Annotated in this window: 15 protein-coding genes; 8 read left to right on the plus strand and 7 right to left on the minus strand. The window is 72.7% G+C overall.

The genetic code is table 11. The features are described from left to right. Positions 1-252: 252 nt before the first annotated feature. The gene (locus tag AW273_RS25480) at positions 253-1,095 is read right to left on the minus strand and encodes an alpha/beta fold hydrolase (RefSeq protein ID WP_062353038.1); all 843 of its coding nucleotides are present in this window, start codon (positions 1,093-1,095) and stop codon (positions 253-255) included. 83 nt (positions 1,096-1,178) lie between these two features. Here AW273_RS25480 and AW273_RS25485 point away from each other — a divergent pair, with 83 nt between their 5' ends. Then, complete coding sequence (locus tag AW273_RS25485; RefSeq protein ID WP_062353041.1) at positions 1,179-2,090, plus strand: TetR/AcrR family transcriptional regulator C-terminal domain-containing protein; 912 nt, start codon at positions 1,179-1,181, stop codon at positions 2,088-2,090. Positions 2,091-2,106: 16 nt separating this feature from the next. On the opposite strand, the gene AW273_RS25490 is transcribed toward AW273_RS25485, so the two are convergent. Beyond that, positions 2,107-2,349, minus strand: a complete 243-nt coding sequence (locus AW273_RS25490) for a hypothetical protein (protein WP_062353044.1) — start codon at positions 2,347-2,349, stop codon at positions 2,107-2,109. A 77-nt stretch (positions 2,350-2,426) separates the two neighbouring features. Here AW273_RS25490 and AW273_RS25495 point away from each other — a divergent pair, with 77 nt between their 5' ends. After that, positions 2,427-5,123, plus strand: coding sequence for an ATP-binding protein (locus AW273_RS25495; RefSeq protein ID WP_198168350.1), 2,697 nt, complete (start codon positions 2,427-2,429; stop codon positions 5,121-5,123). Between the two features lie 124 nt (positions 5,124-5,247). Further along, positions 5,248-5,745: a hypothetical protein gene (locus AW273_RS25500; RefSeq protein WP_062353050.1), complete on the plus strand. Its 498-nt coding sequence runs from the start codon at positions 5,248-5,250 to the stop codon at positions 5,743-5,745. 172 nt (positions 5,746-5,917) lie between these two features. Here AW273_RS25500 and dmpG read toward each other — a convergent pair whose 3' ends face one another. The 3 genes from dmpG to AW273_RS25515 are packed head-to-tail and all read right to left on the minus strand — an operon-like array spanning position 5,918 to position 8,570. Continuing rightward, positions 5,918-6,925, minus strand: coding sequence for a 4-hydroxy-2-oxovalerate aldolase (dmpG, locus tag AW273_RS25505; protein WP_062353053.1), 1,008 nt, complete (start codon positions 6,923-6,925; stop codon positions 5,918-5,920). Continuing rightward, the gene (locus tag AW273_RS25510; RefSeq protein WP_062353056.1) at positions 6,922-7,782 is read right to left on the minus strand and encodes an acetaldehyde dehydrogenase (acetylating); all 861 of its coding nucleotides are present in this window, start codon (positions 7,780-7,782) and stop codon (positions 6,922-6,924) included. Before AW273_RS25510 ends, dmpG begins: the two co-directional genes overlap by 4 nt. After that, a complete protein-coding gene (locus tag AW273_RS25515; RefSeq protein WP_062353059.1) occupies positions 7,779-8,570 on the minus strand; it encodes a 2-keto-4-pentenoate hydratase in 792 nt (263 codons plus the stop codon). Before AW273_RS25515 ends, AW273_RS25510 begins: the two co-directional genes overlap by 4 nt. Positions 8,571-8,674: 104 nt before the next feature. Between AW273_RS25515 and AW273_RS25520 the strand changes: the two genes are divergently transcribed. Genes AW273_RS25520 through AW273_RS25540 form a run of 5 tightly spaced genes read left to right on the plus strand, consistent with a single transcriptional unit; the run spans position 8,675 to position 14,657 of the window. After that, positions 8,675-10,249, plus strand: a complete 1,575-nt coding sequence (locus AW273_RS25520) for an ABC transporter substrate-binding protein (protein WP_157556134.1) — start codon at positions 8,675-8,677, stop codon at positions 10,247-10,249. Continuing rightward, positions 10,246-11,424, plus strand: coding sequence for a hypothetical protein (locus AW273_RS25525; protein ID WP_062353063.1), 1,179 nt, complete (start codon positions 10,246-10,248; stop codon positions 11,422-11,424). The genes AW273_RS25520 and AW273_RS25525 overlap by 4 nt, the downstream gene beginning before the upstream one ends. Before the next feature lie 13 nt (positions 11,425-11,437). Beyond that, complete coding sequence (locus AW273_RS25530) at positions 11,438-12,343, plus strand: ABC transporter permease (protein WP_232327587.1); 906 nt, start codon at positions 11,438-11,440, stop codon at positions 12,341-12,343. After that, the gene (locus AW273_RS25535) at positions 12,340-13,146 is read left to right on the plus strand and encodes an ABC transporter permease (protein ID WP_062353067.1); all 807 of its coding nucleotides are present in this window, start codon (positions 12,340-12,342) and stop codon (positions 13,144-13,146) included. Before AW273_RS25530 ends, AW273_RS25535 begins: the two co-directional genes overlap by 4 nt. Then, positions 13,143-14,657 (plus strand): ATP-binding cassette domain-containing protein, encoded by a 1,515-nt coding sequence (locus tag AW273_RS25540; protein WP_062353069.1) that lies wholly within the window; start codon positions 13,143-13,145, stop codon positions 14,655-14,657. The genes AW273_RS25535 and AW273_RS25540 overlap by 4 nt, the downstream gene beginning before the upstream one ends. Here AW273_RS25540 and AW273_RS25545 read toward each other — a convergent pair. Both AW273_RS25545 and AW273_RS25550 read right to left on the minus strand, forming a co-directional pair. Beyond that, positions 14,614-15,462: an alpha/beta hydrolase gene (locus AW273_RS25545; protein ID WP_062353072.1), complete on the minus strand. Its 849-nt coding sequence runs from the start codon at positions 15,460-15,462 to the stop codon at positions 14,614-14,616. The genes AW273_RS25540 and AW273_RS25545 overlap by 44 nt on opposite strands. After that, the gene (locus AW273_RS25550; protein WP_198168351.1) at positions 15,455-16,321 is read right to left on the minus strand and encodes an alpha/beta fold hydrolase; all 867 of its coding nucleotides are present in this window, start codon (positions 16,319-16,321) and stop codon (positions 15,455-15,457) included. Before AW273_RS25550 ends, AW273_RS25545 begins: the two co-directional genes overlap by 8 nt. Between the last annotated feature and the right edge of the window lie 58 nt (positions 16,322-16,379).

The raw sequence follows: 16,379 nt of genomic DNA on the forward strand, positions 1-16,379 counted from the left end.
TGCCTGTCGGGCCAGCCCCGGTCGGGGGTCGGTCCATCAAAGCCGATCCCCGGGGCGTTGATCAAGTGCCGTGCCCGGACGAGAGTCCGGCCTGCCCGGTCATCGGGCCTGAACGAACGGGGCACGTGCACGGTCTGAGCGCGATGCGCGCCCGCCACCCCGAGCTCGCCACCGACGGCCAGGACGCCGCTCCCACCGAAAGTCCGGAGGACCCGGCCGCCGCCGAGCCGGATCCACGGCGTTCTCCCCGGGTCACCTCTCGACCTGGGCGTCCTGCTGCGCGTGCGTGGCGAAGAACGTCAGGATCGCGTCGGCGAGCGCTCCGGGCTTCTTCTCGGGGGCGAAGTGGTCGAGGGAGGGGAAGGCCGCCCTGCGGGCGTCGGGGATCGTCTCGGCCAGGCGGGTGTGGGCGAGGTCCTGCGGGTCACCGGGACGTCCCTTGCCGCGCATGATCAGGGTGGCCGCTTGGATGGCGGCGTAGTCGGCGACGTGAGGGTCGAGGCGGCCCACCTCCGTGTGTTCGGCGACCGCCTGGGGCATGAGGGTGAGCTTCTGCCGCATCTCGTCGCGGGGGATCGCCATCCGCAGCACGGCCTTCAGGTACCACCGGGGCAGCCGTCCGACCAGCGAGGGGCCGGTCCCCTGGACGAAGGTCAGGAACGCCTCCAGGTTCCGCCCTTCGGCGATCTCGCGGCGGGCGCGGTCGATCCAGCCGGCCGGGATCGACCCGCCGACCGACGCCCCGGGCTCGTAGACGGCCACCGCGTCGAACCCCGGGTTCCCGCACGCCGCCCGCAGCGCCACCAGCCCGCCGAAGCTGTGCCCGAAGATCAGCCGCGCCCCGGTCGCGGCCCGGACGGCCTCGACGTCCTCGCATTCCCGCTCGATCCCGTAGTGCTCCCCCTGCGGCCCGCTGAGGCCACGGCCGCGCCGCTGCACGACGTGGACGGTGTGCCGGTCGGCCAGCAGCCCGGCGAGCCCGGAGAAGTCGGCCGCCAGGGCGAGCGCCCCGGGGACGACGATGACGTGGGACCCCTGCCCCACGGTGGAGTACTCGATCGGCGTGCCATCCGCCGACATGGCAAATTGAGTCATGTTTACAACGTACGCAAAAGCAGGAAAACACAATAGGCTGAGTAGTACAGTGCAGTGACCGCACTAGTGCACTGGAGGTGCCGGTGTCCGACCGCCCCCGCTATCTGCAGATCGCCGACGAGATCGCCGCCGACATCCGGAGCGGCCGCCTCGCGGAGGGCAGACCCGCGCCGTCGACCAGGGCGATCGTCCGCGACTGGGGCGTCGCGATGGCCACCGCCACCAAGGTGATCGGCGCGCTGAGGGCCGAGGGCCTGGTCGAGACGGTCCCCGGCAGCGGCACCATCGTGCGCCGGCGCGGCACCCCGGCGAAGAGCCCGCGGCCGAGACTGTCGGTCACCGAGATCGTCGAGGCGGCGATCGAGATCGCCGACGCCGAAGGGCTGCCGCTGGTCACGATGCGCAGGGTGGCCGTGTCGCTGGGCGTGTCGACGATGGGCCTCTACCGCCACGTGCCGAACCGGAACGACCTCACGCTCCGCATGGCCGACCACGTCTTCGCCGGAGCCCGGCTCCCCGACATGCCGCTGACGGAGTGGCGCCCCCGCCTGGAAGCCACCGCCCGCCTGTTCTGGACGGCCTTCGCCCGCCACCCCTGGGCCGCCGAGGTGTTCTCACTCAGCCGCCCCCAGATGATGCCGAACATGCTGCCCCTCGCCGAATGGTCGCTCACCACGCTGAGGGCGATGGGCTTCGACGCCCACGACACGCTCTGCGCGCACATCAACCTGTTCGGCCACGTTCGCGGCATGGCCCTGGTCCGCCTGGCCGAGACCCGCGCCGAGGAGGACACGGGCATGACCGCCGACGACTGGATGCGCCACCAGGGCGGCGGCCTGCGCCGCTGGGCCGCCTCGCCGGACCATCCCGGCCTCGGCCACGTCGTCAGCGAGGAGTTCGCCTTCGACCTCGACACCGTCTTCGACTACGGCCTCCAACGCCTCCTCGACGGCTTCGACGCCCGCCGCCGGGCCGTCCAGGGCTGGAAGGGGTAGCCCATCCCCGGTTCGGTCACCAGATCCCGGGCGGCATGCAGAGCAGAGGCGTACCGGGGGCGCCGAGCGCGTCGCCCACGGCGGAGCCGACGATCGCCCCGGCGGCGCGCTCTCTGCGGTCCAGGTCGGCGATTATGGTCACCAACGGGAGCTCGGCGGTTCTGATCTCGGTCCGGTGGAACCCGTGGCTCTCGCCCTCGAAGGCGAGGTGAGTACAGGGAAGTCCGGAAGCGGTACGACCGGCCTGCGAGAGGAGCACCGGACAGTCGATCTCCCCGACTGACGCGCCACCCGATGCAACGGAATCCTTCCTGCTTTTTGCGACACTGTGAATTTGTGCGGGAGCGGAAGGTTGCGGCCGACGCCATTCGTGAGCGGCTGGCGGAGGCCCGGGCGGGGCGCGGCGGGGCGGTGTTCGTCCATGGGGACGCGGGGATGGGGAAGACCTGGCTGCTCGGCGAGGTCGCCGGTGCCGGTCTTCACGTCGGGCGGGCCTACGGATCCCCCATCGGGTCGGGTGTGCCCTTTGACGTGATGACGCAGGCCTTGTCCGGCCTTGGTGTCGACGATCTGTCGGCTGACACGATGGCGGGCCGGTGTTACCGCGTGTGGCAGGCGCTGCGGTCGTGGTCGGGTGCTCCGGCGGTGCTGGTCATCGACGATCTCCACTGGGCCGACGCCGACTCGCTCACTATCCTGGCGTTCCTGTGCCGTCGCCTGGGCACCTCTCGGGTGGCGGTTGTGGCGGCCTTGCGGGCGTGGCCACCTGCCGCTCTCGACCTCGCGCGTGATCTGGAGGAGAGCGGTTGCGGGCGTACCGTCGAGCTTGAGCCCTTGGGCGAGCGGTCATCGGCCGCGCTGCTGGCGCGGCGGGCGGGCCATGAGTTTCCGGCCGAGACGGTACGCACGCTGCAGACGATGTGCGCGGGCAATCCGCTGCTGCTCGACCACGCCGCGGGGCTGCTTACCGCAGGTGCCGACCTGGGCCGGCTGGGGACGCGGCCGCCCGATCTCGCGCGCAGGGAACTGCTGGTCCGGCGATTCCTCGGGGCGACGCCCGAGGCGATGCGCTGCGCGCGGGCGGGCAGCGTCCTGGGCCTGTCCTTCGAGCCGGGGATCGCGATGGAACTGGCCGACCTCGACCTCGTGGAGGCTGACGAGGCGGTCGCGGGGCTCCAGCGTGGCCGTCTCATCCGGGAGACCCCCGGTGGCCGGGTCGAATTCGTCCATCCGCTGTTTCACCAGATCCTCTACGACGAGATGCCGACCTCCACCCGATTGCTGCTGCACACTCGAGCGTTCGGCCTGCTGGTGCGGCAGGGTTCGCGGGCGGAGGCGGCCGAGCACGCGTTGCGCGGGAACATGGCCGGCGACCGGCGGGCCGTCGAGGTGCTGGAGCGGGTCGGGCGCGACGCGCTGGCCGTCGGCGCGACCGAGACCGCCGCGCGCTACCTGGCGGGCGCCCATCGGCTGGCGGGGGATCACGCCGAGCCGGGCCTGGGACTGGTGGCCGGACGGGCGCTCATGGCGGTCGGCAGGGCGAGTGAGGCGGTCGCGATGCTGGGGGCCGTCTCCCGGCATGAGGCCGCCGACGTGGCGACCGCCGCGCAGGCGGCGTGGATGGCCGGACGGGCCGCCTACCAGGCGGGCGACCACCGGCAGGGCGAAGGTGACCTCGTGCGGGCCGCCGGCCTGGCCGCGGAGCAGGTTCCGGCGATCGCCGTCGAGGCGCTGCTGGACCATGCCAACTTCCGGCACCTGACCGAGGGGAGCCGGGCGCTCCCCCTCGCCGCCCGTGCCCTGGAGCACGCGGTCGGCGTCGATCCGGCTCTCCGCCGCCGGGTCACCTCGATGCACGGGTACATCGCCTTTCTCGGCGCCGACCTCGCGGGGCTGGAGGAGGTCACTCGGGCGGCGCGGGAGATCGAGGACGACCCGGCGGCCCAGGCGGCCGACGTCCAGGGCACCTGGGGCGCGCTGAGCAACCACGCCTTCGCCGCCAAGTGGGCCGAGCGCTTCGCCGCATGCGAGAAGGCCTTCGCCCTGGTCATCGCCACCGCCGAGCGCGCCGGGGCGATCGGCACGCTGAGCATGCTGTACGCCTCCCACGCCGAGTTCCTGGCACGCGTCGGCCGGCTCAGCGAGGGCTTCGCGAGCGTGGCGCAGGCCCGGGCCGTCAAGGTCCTGGCTCCGATGTCGGAGCGTTACGTGGCCGCCGGCGAGGCCTGGCTCCTGCTGCTGTCGGGTGACCTGGAGGAGTGCGAGCGGCGCTGCGCCCAGGTCGAGCACAGCGCGTCGAGGCTGAGCGACGTCGGCACCCTGATCGCGATCTGGTACGTCCGGGGCCGCCGCGCCCTCTTCGAGAACGACCTCGCCACAGCGTGCGCGCTGTTCGACCTGCTCGACGAGACGACCGAACGCGCCGGCATCCGCGAACCCTGCCTGGTCCCCTTCGGCCGGGACGCGATCGTGGCGTACACGAGAATCGGACGGCGTGAGGCCGCCGAGCGCCTGGTCTCGCGGCTGGACGAGGTCTCGGCCGGGCTCCCCTGCGCCTGGCCGAGGATCGCGGCGGCGATCGGCCGCGCCCTCCTGGCCCGCGACCGCTCCGTGACCGAGGCCGAGTTCGAGACCGCGCTCGCCCTGCACGACACCACCGAACTCCCCCTGGAGAAGGTGGAGACCCAGCTCCTCTACGGCGCCTGGCTGCGCCGGACCGGCCGGCCGGCGCGGGCCAGGCCGATGCTCGCCGACGCGGCGACCACGGCCGCCCGCGCCGGGGCACGGTGGCTCACCGAACGGGCGCACGAGGAACTGCGCCGCGCCGACGGCCGCCGCCGCACCACCGACCCCCGGTCGCTGACCCCCGCCGAGACCCGTACCGCCTCCCTGGCCGCTCAGGGACTGAGCAACGCCGAGATCGCCGAGCGGCTGTCGGTCACCGTCAGAACGGTCGAGACCCACCTGAGCCGGGTGTACACGAAGCTGGGGGTGTCCCGGCGCGACCTCATCCTGCGTGGTGTGACGCCTTAAACATCAGTGCTTCCCGCGATGCCCGCGCGAACGCCGCGATCCGATCCTGGGTACGTCGGACTCACGCCCCCGGAGGTTGCACATGTCACGTCCCCGCAGGTCGTTCGCGGCCGGAGCCGCGCTCATGCTACTCACCGGCCTCGCCGCAGCCACCGCCCCACCGGCCGCCGCAAGCGACTACCGAAGCCTGGCCACCTGGTATCACTGGGGCCGGCAGGACAACTTCAGCGTTGCCACCGCCACCCAGACCTCCGTCGCCGAAGCCGCCGGATATGAGCTCATCCGTCGCGAAGAGGCGTGGTTGCTCCCCCAACGCACCGACAACTCAGGTACCCAGCGATCCCTCTACCTGCTGTACAACATCGCGCGAGGCGACTTCATGAGCACGGCCACCAAGGAGGGCCTCGACTCGGCAACGAGCGCTGGCTACACGTCCCACGGTCTCCTGGGCAACGTCTGGACCAGCCGGCAGCAGGGCATGGTGCCGCTCTACCAATACCGGCACCCCGGACGTCAGGACAACTTCGTCGCAGCCTCGGCGGAGGGCATCGCGTCGGCGGAGAGCGCGGGCTATGTCCGAGTGCGGGTGGAAGGCTACGTCTATCCCGACACAGCCTTCTGACCGACGCCGGTGAACACGCGGGAAGCGTGTCGACGCCGGGTCGACGAGGACGGGCGTCGACGTCCTGGCGCGGACCTGGAGGGCCGCGAGCGCACTCACGGTCTCGACAGACCGCCGGGGAGATCCTCGAATCGTCAGCCCGATATTGCCGACGAATTTCTGCCGCAGCACGCTAGACGGTGGAAAGGCGGATCGCGATATCGATGATCATGTCCTCCTGGCCGCCGACGTAGCCGGCCGCGCCGACCTCGCGGAGAATTTCGTGGGCCGGCACGCCGTACCGCTTCTCGGCTCGCTCGGCGTGGAGCAAGAACGAAGAGTAGACGCCCGCGTAGCCCTGGACGATCGTGTTGCGTTCGGCCCACGGGAGCCGGGGGATGAAGGGCAGCGCCACCTCCGCCGCCGCGTCCAGCAGTGCGGGCACGTCGAGGCCTGTCTGTACGCCCATCTTCGCGAACACCGCGGCCAGCACCTCGGTCGGGGAGTTGCCCGCGCCCGCGCCGAGTGCGCACAGCGTGCCGTCGATCTGCCGGGCGCCCGCCTGGTAGGCGACCAGCGAATTGGCCACGCCGAGGCACAGGTTCTGATGACCGTGCAGGCCGACCTGCGCGTCCTGGCCGAGTTCGGCGACGAGCGCGGCCACCCGGGACCGGGTGTCGTCGGGCAGGAGGGCGCCTGCCGAGTCGACCACGTAGACGCATTGGCAGCCCGCGTCGGCCATGATGCGGGCCTGCGCCGCCAGGGCCTCGGGGGTGCTCATGTGGGAGAGCATCAGGAAGCCGACGGTTTCCATGCCGAGGTCACGGGCGGCGGCGAAGTGCTGGACCGAGATGTCGGCCTCGGTGCAGTGGGTGGCGATCCGGGCGATGGTGGCGCCCGCGTCGTGGGCGCGGCGCAGGTCGGCGACCGTGCCGAGGCCGGGCAGGAGCAGGACCGCGATCCGCGCCTCATAGGCCGTCTCCGCGGCCACCCGGACCAGTTCGACGTCGTCGACGGCGGAGAAGCCGTAGTTGAACGAGGAACCTCCGAGTCCGTCGCCGTGGGTCACCTCGATGACCTGGACCCCTGCGGTGTCCAGGGCGTGGACCACGGCTCTGACCTGGTCGGCGGTGAAGCGGTGGGCCATCGCGTGGCTGCCGTCGCGCAGCGTGGTGTCGGTGATCCGGACGTCCACGGTCATCGGGACACCGCCAGGAGTTCGCCCACGCGGGCCGCCGCGGCGGTCATGATGTCCAGGTTGCCGGCCCACGGCGGGAGGTGGTCACCGTTGCCGCGTACCTCCAGGAAGACCGCGACCCGGCCTTCGTCGAACTGCGGTTCGGCGCGCAGGGTGTAGCCGGGCACGTAGGTCTGAACCTCCTTGACCATGCGGTGGATCGACTCGGCGACGGCGTGGGTGTCGGTGTCGGGGTCGATCGCGCAGTACACGGTGTCCCTCATGATCATCGCGGGATCGGCGGGGTTGAGGATGATGATGGCCTTGCCCCGGGCGGCGCCGCCGACCCGTTCGATGGCGTGCGCGGTGGTCTCGGTGAACTCGTCGATGTTCGCGCGGGTGCCCGGACCGGCCGATCGGGAGGCGATCGAGGCGACGATCTCGGCGTAGGAGACCGGCGTCACGTCGGCCACCGCGCGGACGATCGGGATGGTGGCCTGGCCGCCGCAGGTGATCATGTTGACGTTGGGAGTGTCGAGGTGGTCCGGCAGGTTCACGGGCGGGCAGACGAACGGGCCGACCGCCGCCGGGGTCAGGTCGACCGCCTGTATCCCCGCTTCGGCGTATCTGGGGGCGTTGACCTGGTGGGCCTTGGCCGAGGTCGCCTCGAAGACGATCTCCGGCGGGGTCGGCCGGGACAGCAGCCAGTCGACTCCCCCGGCGCTCGCCTCGACGCCGAGGGCGCGGGCGCGGGCCAGGCCCTCCGAGGCAGGATCGACGCCGACCATGTAGCGCACGTCGAGGACGTCACTGCGGAGCAGTTTGACCAGCAGGTCGGTGCCGATGTTGCCCGGCCCGACGATGGCGGCGGGCACCCTCATCGTTCCTCCCCGAATGTCGCGGTCACCGAGCCGAGTCCGGCGAACTGAGCCTGGATCACGTCGCCGGCGGCCACCGGTACGGCGGCGGTGAGGGAGCCGGGCAGGATCGTGTGGCCGGCCTCCAGCGTGACGCCGTGCGCGCCGAGCGTGTTGGCCAGCCAGACGAGGGCGTTCAGCGGCGAGCCGAGCACCGCCGCGCCCGCGCCGGTGCCGGCGATCTCGCCGTTGCGCCGCAGCACGCATCCGGTCAGGCGAAGGTCCACGTCGGACAGCCGGGTGGGCCTGCCGCCCAGCACCACGCCGCCGGAGGAGGCGTTGTCGGCGATCGTGTCGAGCAGGGTGATCCGCCAGTCTCTGACCCGGGAGTCGATGATCTCCAGGGCGGGCAGGACGAAGTCCACCGCGGCCACGGCCTCGGCGACGGTCACGCCGGGTCCGCGCAGCGGCCGGGAGAGCACGAAGGCGATCTCCGGCTCGATCCTCGGCTGGAGGAACCGCGACACGTCGATCGGGCTGCCCTCCGGGTGGAACATCGCCTCGGTGAGGTGGCCGTAGTCGGGCTCGTCCACACCGAGTTGCCGCCGCATCGCGGCGGAGGTCAGGCCGACCTTGTGGCCCTTCACGACCGCGCCGTCCGCGCGCAGCCGGTCCATCTGGCCGAGCTGGATCGCGTACGCGTCGTCGATCGTGAGCCCGGCGAACCGATCGGTCGGCGGCTCCACCGGTTCTCGGGTCCGGTACGCCGTCAGCAACTCGTCGACGAGTGAGTCACGCTCCCGTGTGTCCATGTCAGGAACCGTCCCGCCTCGGTGGCACCGCCCTCAACGCCCGGGTTCCGTTGAGCGGGAACGAGAGCTCCGTGATCTCAGGGGTGGGCTCCCAGACTGAAGCGGTGCTTCGACTGACCTCTGTTCTCGCGGGTGGCGCGATGGTGCTCGCGGGCTGCGCGACCACCCCTGACGCCGCCGACCGGCCTGCCGAGGCCGCCCTCACCGTGGCCCTGGCCGCACCGGTGAGCTGCCTGGACCCGCATCAGACCCCGCAGACCCCCAACCTCAACGTGTCGCGCCAGCTCGTCGACTCGCTCACCGACCAGGACCCGGAGACCGGCGAGATCGTGCCGTGGCTCGCGACGTCCTGGAAGGTCGACGACGACGCCCAGCGGTTCACCTTCACCCTGCGTGACGGCGTGACCTTCAGCGACGGCGCGCCGCTGGACGCCGCCGCGGTCGTCGCCAACTTCGACGACATCTTCCGGCTCGGTGCGAAGTCCGCGCTCGGTTCGGGCTACTTCGCCGGGTACGAGAAGTCCACCGCGATCGACGCGCGGACCTTCGAGGTGCGGTTCGGCGCCCCGAGCGCGCAGTTCCTCCAGGCCACCTCGATGGTGACCATCGGCATGTTGTCCCCGGCCACGCTGAAGAAGACGCCGGATGAGCGCTGCGCGGGCGAGCTCGTGGGCTCGGGCCCGTACGTGCTCGGCAAGATCGCCTTCAACGAGGAGGTGCGGTTCACCGCACGCGCCGGATACGCCTGGCCGAGCAAGCTGGCGACCAACCAGGGCGCCCCGCGTGTGCGGGCGCTGAACTTCGCCATCGTCACCGATCCGAGCGCGCGGCACGGCAGCCTCGTGTCGGGACAGATCGACGCCGACCTCCAGGTGCTCCAGCAGGACCAGGCGTCCTTCGGCGAGACGGGTCCCCGGCTGCTGTCCGGAACCCGGCCCGGCATCGTCTACACGCTGCTGCCCAACGAGACGCGGCCCGCGTTGCGCGATCCCGCCGTCCGGCTGGCGATCGGCGCCGCCCTCGACCGGACGAAGTTCGCGCCACTGCTCGCGGCGGGGGAACGCCCGGCCACCGACGTGATCGCCACGACCACGCCCGGCTACGCGAACCGGTCGGCCGCGCTGTCGTACAAGCCGGAAGAGGCGGCCAGGCTGGCCGAGGAGGCCGGGTGGAAGATCGGCCCGGACGGCGTCCGCGCCAAGGGTTCCGAGCGCCTGTCGTTCAATCTGGTCTATTCGGCCAGCGAGGTGTACGGCCCGGTATACCAGCTCATGGCGCAGCAACTCGCCGAGGTCGGGATCGAGCTGAAGCCGACGCCGCTCGACGACGCCACCAACAGCGCCCGGCAGGGCGAGGGCGACTACGACTTCGTCTCCTGGGCGGTGACCCGGGGCGACCCCTCGGTCCTGGCCAGCGTGTATCCGGTGAAGAGCGCGAACCCGCTGCGGCGTGCCAAGCCGGACGGGGTGGACAGCACGATCGCCCGCATCGCCACCGTGGTCGACCCCGCCGAGCGCGCCCAAGCCGTGTCGGACGCGGCGGAGGCGATCCTGTCCGCCGGGCACGGGATCCCGCTCTTCGAGCAGGCGGCGTCGATCGGGATCGCGGAGAAGGTGACCGGCATCCGTCTCGACGCGTCGGGACGGGCCATCTTCCAGGACGCGGAGGTCGGGGCATGACCTGGAACGACTTCGGCACGGGCCGTGCGGTGGACCCCGCGGCCTTCGTCGCGGCGGCGGCCACGCTGCTGGAATCCGCGATCGCCGCCACCGGCGGCGGCGAGGCCACCCGGGCCGACTTCGTCGCGGGGCTCGAGGCGAGCCTCAGCACGTCCGGTCCCTACGCGACGCTGCGCCTGGACGCCGGTCTCGTCGACCAGGACGTCAGGACCGAGCTGCGCGAGAACACGAACGCGGTGTCCGAGGTGGTCCTGGACCTGGTGCGGACCACGTCCGGCACGCCGGGACCGCTGGACGTCCACAGCAGTTGCGTGGGCTACTCCTGGACTCCCCCGGTGGCCGAACGGCTCATCGGGGGTGCGAACCTGCATGGCGCGCGCAACCTCTACAACGAGTGGCTCTGGCAGCTCGTCCTGCTGCGGGACGCCCTCATCCCGTTCATCGACCCGGCGCGGGTGCGGCTGCTCGCCGACGCCGACGGGCTGACCAGGCTCCAGGACGCCCGCGACTGGTTCGCCGTCCAGGCGATGACCAGGAGGATCGCCCATGCGGCGATCGTGCGGTTCGCGGCCGAGGCCGTGACGGGCAGGCCCGCCGCCGAGGCCTACGGGTTCCAGCACGGCGGCGCGGTGGTGCTGCCACCGATCGCCTTCGACGGGGATCTTCTCGGCCCGGCCTACCTGCTGGATCGGCGTGAGGGAACGCTGGTCCCCGAGGACGTCGCCTATTTCGTGTACGGGGGCGAGGAGGCTTCGGGCCCGCTGTCCGCTCCTACCCGGGAGCTCGGCGACATCGAGGTGGTCAGCCTGACCGACCGGCTGGTGCCCGGTCCGGCGGGTCCTGGCGCCACCCGCACGCTCAGCCTGGTGGTGGGCTTCGACGGCCACGAGTGGGCGGCCGATCTCGGGCGCGCGCTGCGCGGCCACCGGTACGCCGGTCGCCCGGCCGCTCCGGGAGACGGACCGGCCGGTTCCGCTGTGGCCGGCGCCTGGTCGGGGTGCGCGGTGCTGAAACAGGACGGGGAGGTGGCGGTGCCCGAGGGCGGCGTCATCCCGACCGGCGGTCAGCGCGCCCTGACCCTCGCGCTGCTCGGACGGCTCCGGCCGGGCAACGTGGTGCTCTACACCGGCCAGGAGGTCGGCGGGCAGCCGATCCTGCTGGACATCCGGGGCTGACATGGTCCGGTTCGTGGCGCGCCGCCTGCTGCAGGCGGTGGCGGTGGTGCTGGCGGCGTACACGCTGACTTTCGCCGTGTTCTCGGTTCTTCCCGCCGATCCGGTACGGATCATGATGGGCCCGGAGAACACGCGGGACGAAGCGCAGGTGGCCGCGCTGCGCGCCGAATACGGCCTGGACCGCCCCGTGGCCGAACGCTACGCCGACGGGGTCCTCGGCATCCTGCGCGGTGACCTCGGCACGTCGTTCCAGACCGGGCGGGACGTCGGCGCGACGATCGCCGAGGCGGCGCCGCGCACGTTCGCGCTGGCGGGGGCCGCGTTGTCGCTGGCGATACCAGCCGGCTTCCTGATCGCCTGGACGGCCGCCCACACCCGGCGGTTGTGGCTGCGCCGCCTGCTCGCGGCGCTGCCCGGCCTGTCGTTGTCGGTGCCGACCTTCTGGCTCGGGCTGATGCTGTTGCAGGCGTTCTCGTTCGGGCTGCCGTGGTTCCCCGCGCGGGGTGGTCTGGTGTTGCCCGCCGTGACGCTGGCGGTGCCGTCGTCGGCGTTCGTGGCGCAGGTGCTGCTCGAACGGCTGACCGCCGAGATGCGGCAGCCCTATGTGGAGACCGCGCGGGCCAAGGGCGCGTCGCGGGCGCGGGCGGTGACGGCGCACGCGCTGCGCAACGCCGCCATGCCGGCGCTGACGATGGCCGCGCTGCTGGTCGGCTGGCTGGTGTCGGGGTCGGTCGTGGTGGAGACGGTATTCGCCCGCAACGGGCTCGGCCGGCTGATCGAGTCGGCGGTCGCGACCCGGGACCTGCCCCTGTTGCAGGGCCTGGTCGTGGCGGCGACGGCGGCGGTCACGCTGCTCACGCTCACCGTGGACGTGGCGCACCCGCTGGTGGACCCCCGGCTGCGGGAGCGTGCCGCGTGAGGTTCGCCCGGCGGCTCGGCGTCCTGCCGTCCGCCCTGGTGCTGCTGGCGGCCGCGGTCGCGGCGCTCGCGCCCGGCCTGTTCTCGACCGCCGATCCGGTGCGCGGCGACCTCGGCGAACGGCTGCTGCCGCCTGGGGCCGGGCATCTGTTCGGTACGGACGAGCTGGGCCGGGACCTGTTCAGCAGAGTCGTCCACGGGTCGGCCGCCTCGCTCCAGGCCGCCGCCATCGCGGTGGGCATCGCGGTGCTCACCGGCGCGATGATCGGGCTGGTGGCGGGGACCGCCGGAGGGCGGCTGGACGGCCTGATCATGCGCGGGGTGGAGGTGCTGCTCGCTGTGCCGTCGTTCCTGCTGGTCCTGGTCGTGGTGGCGGTGCTCGGTCCGGGCACCCGGGAGGTGGCCGTCGGGGTCGGCGTGTCGGCGGCGGCGGTGTTCGCCCGCGTCATGCGCGCCGAGGTCGTCCGGGTACGCGGGTCGGCATACGTCGAGGCCGCCGCGGTGAGCGGGACCGGACGGGCCGCGACTCTGCTGACCCACGTGCTGCCCAACGCGTCAGGGCCGCTCGCCGCGCTCGCGACGCTGGAGCTGGGCAACGCCGTCCTGACCGTGGCGTCGCTGGGTTTCCTCGGTTTCGGGGCGCTGCCCCCGGCGCCCGAATGGGGATCGCTGATCAGCGCGGGGCGTCCCTACCTGGCCTCGGCGTGGTGGCTGACGACCGTGCCGGGTCTGGTCATCGTCGCCGTGGTGCTCGCGGTCAACCACCTCGGACATGTGCTGCGCACCCGATCGGAGCGACGATGACACCCCTGCTGGCCGTCCACGGCCTGACCGTGCGCTACGGGCGGGACCGGCCCGCCGTGGCCGGCGCCGATCTCACGGTGGAGGCGGGGCAGATCGTGGCGGTGGTCGGCGAGTCGGGGTCGGGCAAGTCGACGCTCGCGCACGCACTGGCCGGCCTGCTGCCTGACACGGCCACGACGACCGGCGGTGTGATCACCTTCGGCGGCGAGCGGATCGATGGCCTGCGGGAACGCGGGTGGCGGCGGCTGCGCGGACGGCGGATCGCGTTCGTCCCGCAGGACCCGGGAACCGCGCTCAACCCGCTGATGACCGTGCGTGCCCAGCTCGCCGAGGCGCTGCGGCTGGCCGGGACGCCGCGGCCCGGCCGGGACGCACTCGAAGACGCGCTCGCCCGGGTGGGCATCCCTGACCCGGCGGAGGTGCTCGGCCGCTACCCGCACCAGCTCTCCGGCGGCTTCCGGCAGCGGGTGCTGCTGGGCATGGCACTGGCCGGACGGCCCGAGTTGCTGATCGCCGACGAGCCGACCTCCGCGCTCGACACCACGGTGCAGAAGACCGTGCTCGACCTGATTCAGCAGGTCGCGGTCAGGGACGGCACCAGCATCCTGCTGATCACCCACGACCTGGGGGTCGCGGCGGACCGCGCCGACCGGGTGGCCGTCATGACCGAGGGCCGGGTGGTGGAGGAAGGCCCGGCGGGGCGGGTGCTCGGACGGCCGGAGGCCGCGTACACCCGACTGCTTCTCGACTCGGCGCCCCGGCCGCTGACCGGGCCCGCGCCGCCCGAGGGCGAGCCGCTGCTGGCGGTCCGCGACCTGCGCAAAGTGTTTCCTGACGGCAAGGTCGCGGTCGACGGTGTGTCGTTCTCCCTGACCAGGGCGGGCGCGTTCGGGCTGGTCGGCGCGTCGGGGTCGGGCAAGTCGACCGTCGCCCGCATGATCACCGCATTGATCGAGCCGACCGCCGGGAGCGTGCTGCTGGACGGGGCTCCGGTGCGGGCCGGGCGGGTGCAGTTCGTCACGCAGAATCCCTACACGTCGCTCGACCCACTGTGGAGCGTGGGCCGGATCATCGCCGAACCGCTGCGCGCCACCGGTGGGGCGGACCGCAGGGCCCAGGTGCGCCGCCTGCTGGAGGAGGTCGCGCTGCCGCCCGAGGTCGCCCGGCGGCGGCCCTCGGCGCTGTCCGGGGGGCAGCGCCAGCGGGTCGCCATCGCCCGTGCGCTGGCGCCCTCACCCGACCTGATCGTGCTCGACGAGCCGGTCTCCGCCCTGGACGCGGTGACGCAGGCGCAGATCCTGGCCCTGTTGCGCCGGCTCAGGGACAGCCGCGGCATGAGCTCGCTGCTCATCTCGCACGACCTGGCCGTGGTGGCGGCCGTCGCGGAGCGGCTCGCGGTGATGCGGGACGGCCGGATCGTCGAATCCGGCCCGACCGCCGACGTGCTGGCCTCCCCCGAGGCGTCGTTCACCCGTGATCTGCTCGCCGCGATCCCGGGGCGCGGCCGATGACCTCGGCCACCCCGGCCGGCGCCGCGGCGAAGACGGCGTGCCCCGCGTGGAGGGTGACCTGGGTGAACGCGGTCACAGGGGCCAGTTCGTCGGCATCCCGGATCATCACGTCCTGGAGCTCGATCGGCAGGGCGCGATCGTGGAGGGTACGGATGTACGTGCGCGGCACGCTCCCCCAGCGCCCCGCCGTGGCCCCGGTCGGGGTGGAGAGGAACGACAGCGGCTGGTCGGGGGTGAGGGAGGCGGCCAGCGCCTCGAAATCGGGCCGGTCGAGGTCGCTGAAGTAGGCCGCGTGCAGTTCGTCCTGGTAGGCGGGGTCGGTGCTGCGCGGGTCGAGGCGCACGGCGCCGATCACCCCCGGGTCGGCCACGAAGAGGCCGCCGCCCAGCGCCGTCTTCGCCTCCGGCAGCGCCAGGTAGGCCCCCGCCGGGCCGCGTGTGGTGGGGACGAACGCGGTGATGTAGACCAGCGCGGCCACCAGCTCGGGGGCCAGTTCGGCGACCCGGGTGGCGACCGTCCCGCCCATGCTGTGCGCGGCCACGACCGGCGGCTCGGGGAAGCGGCGCAGCGTGGCCACCACATCGGCCGCGACCTCGTCGAGGCTCAGGCCGGCGAGCGGGGACCTTTCGGTACGCAGCGCGGCGAGGTCCCTGCTCAGATAGCTCGCCGGAAAGCGGGCCCGGGTGCCGTGGCCAAGCAGGTCGAGGGCCAGGACGCGGTGGCCTCTGGCGGTCAGCTCTCCGGCGAGCGCCGCGAGGTGCCCGGCGCCGTGCCAGGCTCCGTGGATCAGTACGACGTCATTCACCCTGCTCGACCTCCTGCCAGTTGTCGGTCAGCAGCCGCACCAGTTCGGCGGGGCGCTCCTCCGGCACGTAGTGCCCGCACTCTTCGATCCAGCGCGACGACACCTCGGCCACGGCCTCCTGGACCGTGTCGAGCCAGCCGAGCCCGACGCCGTGTCGCGCGCCCACCACCAGCGCGGGCGTCCGCAGCGGCCCGGCGGCGGACAGTTCCCTGTTGTCGGCGATGTCGGCCGGCAGCGCCCGGTAGTAGCCCATGGTGGCGCGCACCGCGCCGGGGGCGGCCAGGGCGCGCGCGTAGACGTCCAGGGCCGCGTCGTCGATCGCGTCGGTCACGTACAGGCCGATCGTGTCGCGGCGGAACATGAACTCCAGGTAGCCGCGCTCACGTCCGGCGAGCAGGAATTCCGGCAGGTCGGGAACCATGTTGAAACCGAAGTGCCAGGACCCGCCGGTCAACGGGTTCCCGGCGGCGAGGCTGCCGCCGAGCCCGGGGATGCCCGCCTCGACGAACGTCAGGCTGCGCACCGCCTGCGGGTGCAGAGCGGCGAGCGGGTAGGCGACCTGGCCGCCGACGTCGTGGCCGACGACGTGGTAGCGGTCGTGGCCGAGGGTGGTCATCAGCCGGGCCAGGGTGGCGGCCACGGTGCGTTTGTCGCATCCGCCGTCGGGCCGCGAACTGGCCCCGAATCCGGGCAGGTCGGGGGCCACGACGGTGTACCGGCCGGCGAGCAGCGGCACCACCTCGCGCCAGGCGTGGGCGGTCTGCGGCCATCCGTGGAGCAGCAGGACCGGGGGTCCCTGCCCGGCGACCACGCAGTTGATCACGTGACCCGGGAGCCGGACCCTTCGCGGAGAGATCATGACGACCATGGTGGCGGGCCGGGGCCTGCTCAGGGGGGACGCGTTTCCACTCAGTGGG

It is taken from the genome of Herbidospora yilanensis, from assembly GCF_001570565.1.
In the GTDB taxonomy this organism is placed as follows: Bacteria; Actinomycetota; Actinomycetes; order Streptosporangiales; family Streptosporangiaceae; genus Herbidospora; species Herbidospora yilanensis.

Coding starts and splice junctions, on each gene's coding strand:
- AW273_RS25515 (WP_062353059.1), bottom strand. CDS start 8,570: ATGGACACACGGGAGCGTGACTCACTCGTCGACGAGTTGCTGACGGCG.
- AW273_RS25510 (WP_062353056.1), bottom strand. CDS start 7,782: ATGAGGGTGCCCGCCGCCATCGTCGGGCCGGGCAACATCGGCACCGAC.
- AW273_RS25525 (WP_062353063.1), top strand. CDS start 10,246: ATGACCTGGAACGACTTCGGCACGGGCCGTGCGGTGGACCCCGCGGCC.
- AW273_RS25540 (WP_062353069.1), top strand. CDS start 13,143: ATGACACCCCTGCTGGCCGTCCACGGCCTGACCGTGCGCTACGGGCGG.
- AW273_RS25500 (WP_062353050.1), top strand. CDS start 5,248: ATGCTACTCACCGGCCTCGCCGCAGCCACCGCCCCACCGGCCGCCGCA.
- dmpG (WP_062353053.1), bottom strand. CDS start 6,925: ATGACCGTGGACGTCCGGATCACCGACACCACGCTGCGCGACGGCAGC.
- AW273_RS25480 (WP_062353038.1), bottom strand. CDS start 1,095: ATGACTCAATTTGCCATGTCGGCGGATGGCACGCCGATCGAGTACTCC.
- AW273_RS25550 (WP_198168351.1), bottom strand. CDS start 16,321: ATGATCTCTCCGCGAAGGGTCCGGCTCCCGGGTCACGTGATCAACTGC.